Raw genomic sequence first — 13,669 nt, 5'->3', positions numbered from 1 at the left:
ATCTCTCATTTTAATTATTTACTATTTTTTAAACAATTATAGTATATTATTTAAATATTAGCAACAAAAGAAAAAGGAAGGAAAAAACTATCCTTCCTTACTCTTTATTAAAAGTCAATTTTTCACCATCAAAATCTACTACAATATTATCGTTTTTAGAAATATTTCCTTTTAATATCTCCTCTGATAATTTATCTTCAATCAATTTTCTTATACTTCTCTTAAGAGGTCTTGCTCCATAAGTTGGGTCATAACCTTCTTTAGCTAAATAATCTTTAGCTTTTTCTGTAACTTTAATATTTACATTTAAAGCTTTAAGTCTTTTTTCTAAATCTTTAATCATTAAATCTACTATTTGTTTAATATGTTCTTCATTTAGTGAATGGAAAACAATAACTTCATCTATTCTATTCAAGAACTCAGGTCTAAATGACTTTCTTAACTCATCCATAATGTTTTCTTTCATTTTTTCGTATTCTTCTTTTTCCTGGTCTTTTTGAACTGCAAATCCTAAAGTTTTTTGTCTTTTAATTGTACTCGCACCAACATTTGAAGTCATTATAATAACAGTGTTTTTAAAATCTACTACCCTACCTTTTGCATCAGTTAATCTACCATCATCTAAAAGTTGTAATAGAATGTTAAATACATCTGGATGAGCTTTTTCAATCTCATCAAATAATATTACTGAATAAGGTTTTCTTCTTACTTTTTCAGTTAGCTGCCCACCTTCTTCATATCCTACATATCCTGGAGGTGAACCTACTAGCTTTGATACAGAATGCTTTTCCATATATTCAGACATATCAACTCTAATCATTGCATTTTCATCACCAAATAAAGCTTCAGCTAACGCTTTTGATAACTCTGTTTTTCCAACACCTGTAGGACCTAAGAATATAAATGAACCTATTGGTCTATTAGGATCCTTAAGACCTACTCTAGCTCTTCTTATTGCATTTGATACAGCTTTAACAGCTTGCTCTTGACCTACCACTCTTTGATGTAGTATTTCTTCCATTTTAAGTAATCTTTCAGACTCTTCTTCAGCTAACTTTTTAACTGGTATTCCAGTCCAACTTGAAACTACCTGTGCTATTTCTTCATATCCTACTTCTGTTGATTTTGATTGTTTTTCATGTCTCCATTCTTCTTTTCTTCTTTCTAATTCTTCTTTTATTTTCTTTTCTTCATCTCTTAATTTTGCAGCTTTCTCAAAGTTTTGAGTACTTATTGCTTCTTCCTTTTCTTGATATAATTCTTCTAGCTTCTTTTCAAGCTCATTTAAATCTGGTGGTGCAGTAATAGACTGTAATCTAACTCTTGAAGCCGCTTCGTCTATTAAATCGATTGCTTTATCTGGTAAAAATCTATCTGTAATATATCGGCTAGATAGTTCTGCAGCCGCTTTTATAGCTTCATCTGTTATCTTTACTCTATGATGAGCTTCATATTTATCTCTTAAACCTTCAAGAATCTTAATTGTATTCTCAATTGTCGGTTCTTCTACTATAATAGGCTGAAATCTTCTCTCTAAAGCAGGGTCCTTTTCAATATGTTTTCTATATTCATCTAAAGTAGTTGCTCCTATAGCTTGTAATTCACCTCTGGCTAAAGCTGGCTTTAAAATATTCGATGCATCTATTGCACCTTCAGCAGCTCCAGCTCCAATAATTGTATGCATTTCATCTATAAACAGAATTATGTCTCCTGATTTCCTTATCTCTTCCATTACTTTTTTAAGTCTATCTTCAAATTCTCCTCTATATTTAGCACCAGCAACCATTGATGCCAAATCTAAAGTTACAACTTTCTTATTTTTTAATATTTCTGGAACATTACCTTCAACTATCTTCTGTGCTAACCCTTCTACTATAGCTGTCTTTCCTACACCAGGCTCTCCGATTAGGCATGGGTTATTTTTAGTTCTTCTACTTAATACTTGTATAACTCTTTCTATTTCTTTATCACGCCCAATAACTGGGTCTAATTTTTCTTCCTGTGCTAATTTAGTTAAATCTCTACCATACTTATCCAAATTAGGTGTCTTTACATTGCCTCTATGATTTATTTTTTGCCCATGTCTATTAAATGAATTATCTAGCATATTGAGTATCTCTTCTCTAGCCTTTGATAAATCTATGCCTACTTCCTTTAATATAGTAGCCGCTACCCCTTCGCCTTCTTTAATTAATCCTAATAATATGTGTTCTGTTCCTATATAGTTATGTCCTAAACTTTTAGCTTCCATAAGGCTTAATTCAAAAACTCTTTTTGTTCTAGGAGTAAATCCTAGTAATTCACCTTCTTCATTTCCATATCCAATTAAATTAATTATTTGCTGTCTTACTTTATCTAAATCAACGCCAAGATTTGTAAGTGCCTTTGCTGCTATTCCTTCTCCTTCTTTTATTAATCCAAGAAGTAAATGTTCTGTACCTACATAATTATGTTTAAGCTGTTTAGCCTCTTCCTGAGCGTATAATATTACTTTTTGTGCTCTTTCTGTAAATCTTCCAAACATAGCCATACTATACACCTCCTACTATTTTAAATATTCTCTAATCATTTCAGCTCTTTTTATATCTCTTTCTTTAGCATTTAATTCTTTACCTGAATATTTTTGAATACTAGCTGGTTGTGACAAGATCATCAAGTTATTAATCTTGTCTAAATCTATATCATTAATAATACCCATTTCTATACCCATTCTTACATCTGACAATAATTTCATAGATTCTTTTGATGTTATTATTCTTGAATTTTTTAATATTCCTAAAGATCTATATACAATATCTTCTACTTCTATTCTTTTTGTATTAATCAGTCTTTGCCTCGATTCTTTTTCTCGATCAATAATCTGAAGAACAATTTTTTTCAGCTTTTCAATAATTTCCTCTTCAGTTTCGCCTAAGGTTGTTTGATTAGAAATTTGGAATAGATTGCCTAATGCATCAGTTCCTTCACCATATAATCCTCTTACAGTAAGACCTATCTGATTTACAGCCTGAAGTACTTTATTTATATGACCAGTCATTACTAAACTAGGAAGATGCAGCATAACTGAAGCTCTCATTCCAGTTCCTACATTAGTTGGACATGAAGTTAAATATCCTAATTTTTCATCAAAAGCGTACTTTACATTTTCTTCTATAATGTCATCAATTTTACTACATAAGTCCCAACTTTCTTCTAGCCCTAAGCTAGGAAGTAAAACCTGTATTCTTATATGGTCTTCTTCATTTATCATTACTGTTACTTTTTCATCTTTTCTTAGTAAAAATGCACTTTTTTCAGGCTTAGCAATCAATTCTGGACTAATAAGATGTTTTTCTACAAAAATCTGTCTTTCTAAAGGTGGAATATCTTTAATCCTAAAAAAATCAAATTCTCTTGATAAGATTGTATTGCTTTCAATTATTGAACTTCTTATTCTATCTATCACTTTATTAGCACTTTCTGTATCCATCATTTGTGGAAATAGAAAATCTTCAATATTTCGTGCCAGTCTAATTCTAGTACTAACCACTATATCATTCTTTTTATTACTTCCTTGTAACCATTTAGCCATCCTAATCACCTCTACTTTGTATCTATTTGAGCTTGAAGCTCTCTAATTTGATCCCTTATTTGAGCTGCTTTTTCGTACTCTTCATTTCGTACTGCAATTTCTAGCTGGTTCTTGAGTCTACTAATTTCTTTTTTAATCCTTATCACCCCACCAGCTCTTCTAGGAACTTTACCTATATGATTTCCCTGTCCATGTATTCTTTTAAATAGAGGTATTAGTTTTTCCTTAAATGAGTTATAACAATTACTGCATCCAAACTTACCTGTCTGCCTAAACTTACTATAAGTTAAACCGCATCTTTCACATTTTGTACCTGTAATATAATCTATTTTAAAAGGATTTTCCTGTACATTATCTAAGTCTAAAAGTCCTGTTAGAAAATTGTGTATTGAAAAAGATGTATCAAATTCAAATTCCTTATGATTTTTAGCACATTCCTCACATAAATGAAGTTCTGTTACATTACCATTTATAATTTTTGTAAAATGCATAGTCGCTTCTCTTTTTCCGCAATCATCACAAAGCATAAAACCCCTCCTTTTCTCATCATTCTATTAGCATAAGAAGCATATCTTTAAGTATACTTGCTCTCAATTCATTTTTAAACTTTGGTACAATTCCTAAAGCCCTATCACTTAAAGCAGATTTCATTAAATCAGCTTCTCGATTTGTTATAAATCCTTTTTCAACGAACGTATCTATCAACCTATAAGCTCTCATTTTAGTAATAGAGTTACCTATAGTATTTACTATAAGATTCCTAATGTAACTATCATTATTAATATTTAGTTTAATTATTTTAATATACCCTCCTCCACCTCTTTTACTTTCTATATAATACCCTTTATCTTGAGTAAATCTCGTTGCTAAAACATAGTTTATTTGAGATGGAGCACAGTTGAAATATTGAGCTAATTCATTTCTCTGTATTTCAATAGTTTCATTATCAGTTTCTTCTAAAAGCTTTTTAATAAATTCCTCTATAATGTCACTCAGTCTTGACATTATATCACCTCTTTGACTTTGACTTTCTTTGTCTTTCATTAATATTTTACTATCTTAATTCCATATATTTCAACATTAGTATTATCTTTTTCTTGCTCATATATTAGAATTATTATTCATTATTTTAATTTATGTAGTAATTACTAAATATTACTTCATTTTTTTCAAAATTATAGGTCAATCTAAGCGATTGACCTTCAATAAATTTAATATTTAGTTATATCTTCAATACGATTCACAGCTCTATTTTGTTCTTCAAAACCTGCCCATCCAAAAGTTGTCGCCATCCACTCACCATAAGCAGTTTTATCTACAAGCATTGACTCAATTTCATCATCTTTTTTATATATATCTATTTTTCTCTGATACTCTAAACCTGATCTATTTTTATTATAATCTCTATTTGTACTCATCTAATCTCCTTTCTTTCTGTGAGCTATTAATTTATATTTCTTTCCGGTATGATCTCCTTTTGGTAAAACCTCAAATCCATTATTTTCTAAAGCTTCTCTTATAAACCTTGACTGCATAGCATCATTACTGTCCATAGTTACTATTAATTCATCATTTTCATTAATTTCACCAATAGTATTTAGTAGTTTAGTAATACTATTTAAACCTAGCTCTCTATCAAAATTTATATAATAATCAGCCAAATTGTATCCTCCTACTAATATTATTAATTGAATAAATTTTAATAAACTAATATTAAAATACTTAGTAAAAACTAACTTATATTAATACAGACTGTTGACAAACTTATCTTTTTAAATATTTATGAAAATAAAAGTGAATGCTTGAAAGAATTTAGTTAAAAAACTAGGTGAAAATTTTGAAGAAAATCCGTGGGCTTAGCAGGACGCTAAGCCAGCATCCTACAAGACAGGACGTCTTGATTAGGTGCGTTAGGATTTTCAAAAAATTTGAGCCTTTAGTTTTTTCTAAATTCTTTCGCATGAGCGTTATTTTCATATATGATTTGCTTTGTCAACAAGCTCTTATATTAATATTTTTTGTATAAAGAAATCATTTATACTACACTATATTTAGAAAAAACACCCGCATTATGCGGGTGTTTCAAAATTTTTGTTAAATATCCATTTTTTATTGCTGTTCAGCTTTAGCTTCTTCAATAATTTTTTCACTTAGATGTGGTGGCACTTCTTCATATCTTGCAAATTCCATTTTAAAACTAGCTCTTGCTTGAGTCATTGATTTTAAATCTATAGCATATTTAAACATTTCTGCCTGTGGAACTTCTGCTATTACTAATTGTGTACCGTCTTTTTGTGGCTCCATACCCAAAATTCTACCTCGTCTTTTATTAAGGTCTCCCATGATATCTCCCATATATTCTTCTGGTACAAGTACTTCAACTTTCATAATTGGTTCTAATAAAACTGGATTTGCTGCTTGTATACCTTTTTTGAACGCTATCGCTGTAGCCATTTTGAAAGCCATCTCTGATGAATCGACAGTATGATAAGAACCATCATAAAGAGTTGCTTTAATATTAACTACAGGATAACCAGCTAAAACACCAGACTCAATACATTCTTTAAGTCCTTTTTCAACTGCTGGTATATATTGTTTTGGCACAGCACCTCCAAAAATCTCTTCATTAAATTCAAATTCTTCTTGACTTGGTTCAAATCTGATGAAAACATGACCATATTGACCATGACCACCAGTTTGTTTTTTATGCTTACCTTCAGCTTCAGCTCTTCCTTTTATAGTCTCTCTATATGGAATCTTTGGATCTTTCAATTCAACTTCAACACCAAATTTATCTTTAAGCTTATTTATTATAACACTTAAATGCATATCTCCTTGGCCACCTAAAAGTGTCTGCTTAGTTTCTTTATTGTAAAAAACTTTGAAAGTAGGATCCTCTTCAGTCAATCTATGCAAACCAGAACCCATCTTATCTTCATCACCTTGAGACTTAGGCTCTACAGCTAAGAACAATAAAGGTTCTGGAAACTCTATACCTGGATACTTTATAGGACTGTCTTTGCTGCATAATGTATCGCCTGTATAAGTATTATTTAACTTAGCAACTGCACCAATATCTCCTGCTACTAGTTTGTTTACTTCAATTTGTTCTTTGCCTCTTAAAACAAATATATTACCCATTTTAAACTTAGTATCTTGTGTAGTATTAAGTACTTCATCATCTTTATGAATTTCTCCAGATAATACTTTAAATAGTGAAATCTTACCTACATAAGGGTCTGCAATTGTCTTAAATACTAATGCTGAAAATGGTTCTCCTGCATCTAATTTTCTTTCGATTGTCTCTCCAGTATCAGGATTGATACCTGTATTTATCTCAACGTCATTAGGTGACGGTAAGTAATCCCAAATCATATCCATTAAAGTCTGTACACCTATATTTTTTGTAGCTGAACCACATAAAACAGGTATTAAATCTCCATTTAAAACTCCAGTTCTTAGTCCTTTATGTATTTCTTCATCAGTAAACTCTTCACCTTCAAAATATTTTTCTAATAACGTTTCGTCACTTTCAGCTACTGACTCAATTAACATTTCTCTTAGAGGCTGTATTTTATCTTCAAGTCCATCAGGAACATCTACATCAAAGCATTTTATTTCCTTTTCATCATATTTTCTAGCTTTCATATCAACTATATTTATAAGACCTTTAAAGTCTTCCTTTTCTCCTAAAGGTACTTCAAAAGGTACAACTGCTTTACCAAATTTTTCTCTCAATTGATTAATTACCTTATCAAAATTAGCATTTTCCTTATCCATCTTATTAATAAATATAAAAGCGGGCTTCTTAGCTTCTCTAATATACTTCCATGCCTTTTCTGTTCCAACCTCAATACCTGATGATGCATCAACTAATATAACTGCTCCACCAGCAACAGCTAAAGCACTTTTTACTTCCCCAACAAAATCAAAATATCCCGGAGTATCTAATAAATTTAATTTATGTCCTTTCCATTCTATAGGTATTAAAGATGTGTTAATAGAAATTTGTCTATCTTTTTCTTCTTTATCAAAGTCAGATACAGTACTACCATCTTCTACACGTCCTATTCTCTTAATAACCCCTGTTGTAAAAAGCATTGCTTCAGTTAAAGTTGTTTTTCCACTCCCTCCGTGACCTAGTAAAGCAATATTTCTGATTTTATCGGTCCCATACACATTCATAGCCATTTTCCCCCTCAATTTTCTGTTTTTTTAATTTTCTGATTATTAATAATATTCTACGATATACAACAAAATCCTTTTTAATCATTAATTTTTTTCTAATTCATACGAAATTATATTTCCTTATTTATGAATAATTTTAAATATAATTTCGGTTTATAAATATAGGCAAAAGCGATCTTATATTATTTAAATCAAAGATTTTTTTCTATTAAAAATATGTCCAATAATGTTATTTCTATTCTAAATTTTTTCATAAAAATAGTAAATTATATTAAATCTTTTGATCAATTTTAATATCAAAGATTTTGCTCATTTTATATGTTATAATTAAAATTGATAGAACTTTAATTATTTTACAGGGAGGGTGTAGTAAATGACTTTAACTTTTAGAGATGAACTAAAAGATTTACAGGCATACAAACCAGGAAAGCCTATCGAAGATGTAAAAAGAGAATACGGTCTAGAAAAAGTAGTTAAATTAGCATCTAACGAAAACCCACTAGGATGTTCTCCTAAAGCAATAGAAGCTGTTAAGAAAGCTGCTGAAAATTTAGCTCTATATCCTGATGGAAACGCTACTTTATTAAAAGAAACTCTTGCAGAAAAAATAGGACTTAAAACAACTCAAATTTTACCAAGCAGTGGTTCAGATGAAATGGTTGACATTATAGCAAAAACTTTTATAAATAAAAATGATGAAGTTATAATGGCTGATTTAACCTTTCCTAGATACATAACTACAACTAAAATGATGGGTGGAAAACCTGTAATAGTACCTCTTAAAGATTGGACTTATGATTTAGATGGTATGAAAAAAGCAATAACTAATAAAACAAAATTAATTTGGTTATGTAATCCGAATAATCCTACAGGCACAATGTTTACTGAAGAAAAGTTACTTGATTTTCTAAAAAGTGTACCTAATAATGTAGTTGTAGTATATGATGAAGCATATAATGAGTATGTAACAAGAGATGATTATCCAAGAAATAGCATTAAATTGCTTGAAGAATATCCTAATTTAATTGTTTTGAGAACGTTTTCAAAAATATATGGATTAGCTGCATTAAGAATCGGATATGCTCTAGCAAGTGAAGAAATAATCCATAATATGAATAAAATTAGAGGGCCATTTAATGTAAATAAATTAGCTCAAGTTGCTGCATTAGCAGCTCTTGAAGATGAGGATTTTATTAAAAAAAGCTATGAATTAAATAAACAAGGAAAAGAATACCTATATAAAGAATTTGAAAACTTAGGACTAGAATATGCTCCATCTGAAACAAATCATATCTTTGTTAATGTTAAACGTGATACTAACGAAGTTTTCATAGAGCTTCAAAAGAAAGGCATGATAATTAGACCTATTAAAGATACATGGGTAAGAATAACTATAGGTACCCCTGAGCAAAATGAATTATTAATAAAACTTTTAAAAGAAGTTATATAAAATCAAGCCATTACCAATAAGGTAATGGCTTGATTTTTAACCACATTTAGAATATCCACAACTTCTACAAACCATACATCCACCTTCATGTTCTACTTTACTTCCACATTCAGGACATATACCACTGTTTTCTTCTGAACTAACTGATATTTCTCCCATTGCAGAATCTATCTTTTGTGAATTAGTATATATTGGTTCATCTATTTTTGTTGCTTCTTGTTCTATTTCCAAGGCAATATCGTTTACTGCTTGATCTTTAACTTCAACATAAGTACTCATTACCCTTTCTAGTGCCTTACCTATAGCATCAGGGCATGAAAGCACTTTAATATCTTTATTTGTAGCTCTTTGCCTTAATGTTGAATGACATCTTATTCCCTTTAATTGCTCAATAATTGATTTTACGTCTAAGCCTGATCTTAATGCTATAGATATAAGTCTACTTGTCGCTTCACTTTGACTTGGACATCCTCCTGCTCTTCCAAGATTAGTGAAGACTTCACAAATACCTTTATCATCATAATTAACTGTAATGTATAAATTACCGCATCCTATTCTTACCTTTTCAGTAATACCTTTTGTAATTTCAGGTCTCATTCTAGGTTTTATTTTTATTTTATTCTGTTCTCTTTTATTTTCCTCTTTGTCTTTTGCAGTACTTAAAACCTGATTAGCTCTACTCCCATCTCTATATATTGTTACACCCTTGCACCCTAATTTATATGCTAAAGTATATACTTCTTTTACATCTTCTTTTGTTGCTTCATTTCTAAAGTTAACTGTTTTAGATACGGCATTATCTACATGGTTTTGAAAAGCAGCCTGCATTTTAACATGCCATAATGGTGATATATCATGAGCAGTTACAAAAACCTTCTTTATATCTTCAGGTATTTCATCTATATGAGCTAAAGAGCCTTCCTCAGCTATTCTTTCCATAAGTTTTTCAGAATAGAAACCCCTATTTTTTGCAATATTTTTGAATAAAGGATGCACTTCTATTAGCTTATCATTATCCATTACATTTCTAATGTAAGATACAGCAAACAAAGGTTCAATTCCACTACTAGCACCTGCAATAATACTTATAGTTCCAGTAGGAGCTATAGTAGTTCTTGTTGCATTTCTAATTTTCACACCTTTTTCTACATAAATACTTTTATCATATGCAGGAAAAACTCCTCTTAATTCAGCTAATTCAATAGATTTTTTGGTAGCTCTTTCGTTAATAAATTTCATTAAATTATCAGCTAAATCTACTGCTTCTTGTGAATTGTAAGGAATTCCCAAACAAATTAAAAGGTCTGCAAATCCCATTACCCCTAATCCAATTTTTCTAGTACTCTTAGTCATTTCTTCTATCTCTGGTAATGGATATCTGTTAACATCTATAACATTATCTAAGAAATGAACAGCCTTATCTACTATATTGCCCAATTTCTCGTAATCAATTTCATATCCATTTGCCCCTTCTTTAATCATTTTAGATAGGTTAATAGAACCTAAATTACATGATTCATAAGGAAGTAATGGCTGCTCGCCACACGGATTTGTACTTTCAATTTGACCTAAGCCAGGAGTTGGATTAAATTTATTTAATCTATCTAAAAAAACTATTCCTGGTTCTCCGTTAGTCCATGCCATTTCAACTATTTTATTAAAAACATCTCTAGCATTAAGTTTACCTTTAACAGCTTTAGTATTAGGGTCTATAAGCTCATAGTCTTCTCCTTTTTCAACTGCTTCCATAAATTTTTCTGTTATACCTACACTAATATTGAAATTAGTAATTTCATTGTTATCCTTTTTGCATTCTATAAATTCTAATATATCAGGGTGATCTATTCTAAGAATACCCATATTCGCTCCTCTTCTTGTGCCCCCCTGTTTAACTGCTTCTGTAGCTGAATTAAAAACTTTCATAAAGCTAACAGGCCCTGATGCAACTCCACCGGTTGATTTAACAGTAGAACCCCTTGCCCTCAATCTTGAAAAACTAAAACCCGTTCCTCCACCAGATTTATGTATTAAAGCTGCATTTTTAATAGCATCAAAAATCCCTTCCATTGAATCTTCTATAGGTAAAACAAAACATGCTGAAAGCTGTCCTAGTTCTTTTCCAGCATTCATTAATGTTGGTGAATTAGGTAAGAATTCAAGATTTACCATCATATCATAAAATTCTTCTTCTGTTCTTTTTACATCACTATCCTTATTATATAACAAATCAGCCTTTGCTATATGATGTGCTACCCTTTTAAACATTTCATCTGGGGTTTCAATAACATTACCTTTAGAATCTTTAGTAAGATATCTTTTCTCAAGTACTTTCAAAGCATTATCTGTAAGATTCATCAAAGCACCTCCGTACTATATATAGTTATATGTTGCATGTTCGCTACAATATATTGTAGCATTATATAATTCTTGTGTAAAGTAAATATTTATTTCATAAAGAAAGGCTAGAGCTACTCTAGCCTTCTACTGATCAACTGTATCATCTGTATTTTTTTCAAAGCCTGCTTCTGTGTATCTATTACTTGCATTCCAGAATATCCATTCCTCAAGACCTGCATCATATACCGCTTTTATTTGAGCTCTTATTTGTTCAGGCCCATAATTAATATAATGTTCTCCATAAAGATTTTTTAACCAAGGTGCAGAAAAATCTTGTAACCAAGGTCTTATAATAGCCTTTGTTTCTTCTGTTTTTATATTATCTATTCTCTTTTTAGCTCTAGATAAACTTGTATAGACTATTTTATACGGTTCAGAATCTGGATATGCAACTCCATAAGAACCAAGAGCATAATGAGATGGATAAACCATTGGGCATAATATATCTGCACTAGTAGCTAGAGTTTCTAAATGCTGCCCTATTCTCATATCATCTTTTGCTGTTGTAACTAACCCAAAAATATCTGCAGAAACATATACTCCTTTAGGTTCTAATCTTTTTTTTGCATATTTTAGAAATTCAGCGATTATTTCAGCTTTTGTCTTACCAATACTCTCTTCTCCATAGTCTATAATAGATCTATTGCCATCAGTAGGGAACCTTACATAATCAAATTGTATTTCCTTAAATCCCATTAAAGCAGCTTCCTCAGCTATCTTTATAGGATACTCCCAAGCCTCTCGATTATATGGATTAAGCCATGCATTCCCACTATTATCTCTCCATACTTTTCCATTTTTTGTTTTTATAGCTAAGTCTGGTCTCTTTGTACCTGCAAGTCTATCTTTAAAAGTAACAATTCTTGCAATTGGATAAATATTATTTTCTCTTAATATAGACATTTTTTCATAGAAATTATCTACCTTAACCTGCTTGTCCGCTCCAATTTCATTAACCATGTCCACATTAGATTTATAAGTTAAACGCCCTAAATCATCTTTTACGTCTATAACCATAGCATTTAATTCTGTTGTTTTTACTAAATTCAAAAGTTTATAAAATCTTTTATCATAAGCCAAAGTATTGCCTGTTAAATATATTCCCTTTACTTTAACTTTTTCTTTATATACTCCCCAATTTGTAGCTGGCTGAATTAAATAATTTATATGTTCTAGTTCTAAATTAGTAGATATTTTTTCAATCTGAGGTTTCCCCTCATCAGCATAATCGATAGAACTGAAATTAAAGAAATATACAGCAAAAACCATTAACATAACTGTTATCAATACTAATGACTTTTTTCTTACTATCATCCTTTTCACCTTTCTCAAATTATTTATCTTTATGTACTCATAAATAAAGGAGTCTATTGACTCCTCAACAGTATTTCTAATATATCCATTAATGTTTCTTCAGCATATTCCCCTTTTCTATATTTTCTCATAGCAACTATTATATTAGGCTGATTACCTTTAGATATAATTTCTTTTATCTTTTTCGGATGTTCAACAAAACTACCAAGTTCTTTAAAATTCTCATCAAAAAATACAAAAGTAGGTATTTTCACTCTATCTTCTTCGCTATATTTAATAAAAAAATCTTCATTCCCATCTTTTTCTACTATTGAAATATCAATATTCTGATTATATTGTCTTATTTTTTCTAAAACAGGTACATTTATCATACAATCTGGACACCATATTTCAGCACAAACAAGAACTTTTATTTTCTTGTCAATACTCTTTACTTTATTTATTAAATCATCATTTAATTTAATTTTATTTAGAATTTCCAAAGTCTTCTCTCTATAAGTATCTTTATCTTTATTTACAAACTCATCAAATGAAACACCTTGGTCATAAAGACAATTTATATCCATCTATATACCCCCACCTTATATGATTAAACAAAAGAAATAATGATAATTTTATATTTTAAAATAAAGATTTTATTATTAAATTTTATTTGGTGATATACAAAATTATAATATATATTTTAATTAATTACAACTTGTATTAAGTGGTAGGTTCTTTCAAAAAAATAAAAAAATCCGGCAACGACC

Annotated in this window: 11 protein-coding genes; 1 reads left to right on the top strand and 10 read right to left on the bottom strand. The window is 30.0% G+C overall.

The genetic code is table 11. The annotated features are described in order from the left end of the window. Window positions 1–97: 97 nt before the first annotated feature. The 7 genes from TR13x_RS09615 to fusA all read right to left on the bottom strand — a co-directional run bounded on the left by TR13x_RS09615 (window position 98) and on the right by fusA (window position 7,756). The gene (locus TR13x_RS09615) at window positions 98–2,524 is read right to left on the bottom strand and encodes an ATP-dependent Clp protease ATP-binding subunit (protein WP_200905851.1); all 2,427 of its coding nucleotides are present in this window, start codon (window positions 2,522–2,524) and stop codon (window positions 98–100) included. A gap of 21 nt (window positions 2,525–2,545) precedes the next feature. Next, on the bottom strand, window positions 2,546–3,571 hold the full coding sequence (locus tag TR13x_RS09610) for a protein arginine kinase (protein WP_054871718.1): 1,026 nt from the start codon (window positions 3,569–3,571) through the stop codon (window positions 2,546–2,548). A gap of 11 nt (window positions 3,572–3,582) precedes the next feature. Then, the gene (locus TR13x_RS09605) at window positions 3,583–4,098 is read right to left on the bottom strand and encodes a UvrB/UvrC motif-containing protein (RefSeq protein ID WP_054871717.1); all 516 of its coding nucleotides are present in this window, start codon (window positions 4,096–4,098) and stop codon (window positions 3,583–3,585) included. A gap of 19 nt (window positions 4,099–4,117) precedes the next feature. Next, complete coding sequence (locus tag TR13x_RS09600; protein ID WP_054871716.1) at window positions 4,118–4,576, bottom strand: CtsR family transcriptional regulator; 459 nt, start codon at window positions 4,574–4,576, stop codon at window positions 4,118–4,120. Between the two features lie 206 nt (window positions 4,577–4,782). Next, window positions 4,783–4,989: a hypothetical protein gene (locus tag TR13x_RS09595; protein ID WP_054871715.1), complete on the bottom strand. Its 207-nt coding sequence runs from the start codon at window positions 4,987–4,989 to the stop codon at window positions 4,783–4,785. Further along, window positions 4,990–5,232: a hypothetical protein gene (locus TR13x_RS09590; RefSeq protein WP_054871714.1), complete on the bottom strand. Its 243-nt coding sequence runs from the start codon at window positions 5,230–5,232 to the stop codon at window positions 4,990–4,992. Between the two features lie 448 nt (window positions 5,233–5,680). Continuing rightward, window positions 5,681–7,756 carry an elongation factor G gene (fusA, locus tag TR13x_RS09585; protein WP_054871737.1) on the bottom strand — a complete coding sequence of 692 codons (2,076 nt, stop codon included), beginning with the start codon at window positions 7,754–7,756 and terminating at the stop codon, window positions 5,681–5,683. Window positions 7,757–8,132: 376 nt separating this feature from the next. Here fusA and hisC point away from each other — a divergent pair, with 376 nt between their 5' ends. Beyond that, entirely contained in the window at window positions 8,133–9,209 is a 1,077-nt protein-coding gene (gene hisC / locus TR13x_RS09580; protein ID WP_054871713.1) for a histidinol-phosphate transaminase, read from the top strand. 36 nt (window positions 9,210–9,245) lie between these two features. Here hisC and TR13x_RS09575 read toward each other — a convergent pair whose 3' ends face one another. The 3 genes from TR13x_RS09575 to TR13x_RS09565 all read right to left on the bottom strand — a co-directional run bounded on the left by TR13x_RS09575 (window position 9,246) and on the right by TR13x_RS09565 (window position 13,486). Beyond that, window positions 9,246–11,564, bottom strand: a complete 2,319-nt coding sequence (locus TR13x_RS09575) for a vitamin B12-dependent ribonucleotide reductase (protein WP_054871712.1) — start codon at window positions 11,562–11,564, stop codon at window positions 9,246–9,248. 126 nt (window positions 11,565–11,690) lie between these two features. Next, window positions 11,691–12,920, bottom strand: a complete 1,230-nt coding sequence (locus tag TR13x_RS09570; RefSeq protein ID WP_054871711.1) for a putative glycoside hydrolase — start codon at window positions 12,918–12,920, stop codon at window positions 11,691–11,693. Window positions 12,921–12,973: 53 nt separating this feature from the next. Beyond that, window positions 12,974–13,486, bottom strand: a complete 513-nt coding sequence (locus TR13x_RS09565; protein WP_054871710.1) for a thioredoxin family protein — start codon at window positions 13,484–13,486, stop codon at window positions 12,974–12,976. Between the last annotated feature and the right edge of the window lie 183 nt (window positions 13,487–13,669).

The organism is Caloranaerobacter sp. TR13 (assembly GCF_001316435.1).
Lineage (GTDB): Bacteria > Bacillota > Clostridia > Tissierellales > Thermohalobacteraceae > Caloranaerobacter.
This window is presented reverse-complemented; position numbering and strand designations above follow the sequence as displayed.

Bases quoted from the DNA above. Each gene is read 5' to 3' on its own strand.
- TR13x_RS09615 (WP_200905851.1), bottom strand. From the start codon at position 2,524: ATGTTTGGAAGATTTACAGAAAGAGCACAAAAAGTAATATTATACGCT.
- TR13x_RS09610 (WP_054871718.1), bottom strand. From the start codon at position 3,571: ATGGCTAAATGGTTACAAGGAAGTAATAAAAAGAATGATATAGTGGTT.
- TR13x_RS09605 (WP_054871717.1), bottom strand. From the start codon at position 4,098: ATGCTTTGTGATGATTGCGGAAAAAGAGAAGCGACTATGCATTTTACA.
- TR13x_RS09600 (WP_054871716.1), bottom strand. From the start codon at position 4,576: ATGTCAAGACTGAGTGACATTATAGAGGAATTTATTAAAAAGCTTTTA.
- TR13x_RS09595 (WP_054871715.1), bottom strand. From the start codon at position 4,989: ATGAGTACAAATAGAGATTATAATAAAAATAGATCAGGTTTAGAGTAT.
- fusA (WP_054871737.1), bottom strand. From the start codon at position 7,756: ATGAATGTGTATGGGACCGATAAAATCAGAAATATTGCTTTACTAGGT.
- hisC (WP_054871713.1), top strand. From the start codon at position 8,133: ATGACTTTAACTTTTAGAGATGAACTAAAAGATTTACAGGCATACAAA.
- TR13x_RS09575 (WP_054871712.1), bottom strand. From the start codon at position 11,564: ATGAATCTTACAGATAATGCTTTGAAAGTACTTGAGAAAAGATATCTT.
- TR13x_RS09570 (WP_054871711.1), bottom strand. From the start codon at position 12,920: ATGATAGTAAGAAAAAAGTCATTAGTATTGATAACAGTTATGTTAATG.
- TR13x_RS09565 (WP_054871710.1), bottom strand. From the start codon at position 13,486: ATGGATATAAATTGTCTTTATGACCAAGGTGTTTCATTTGATGAGTTT.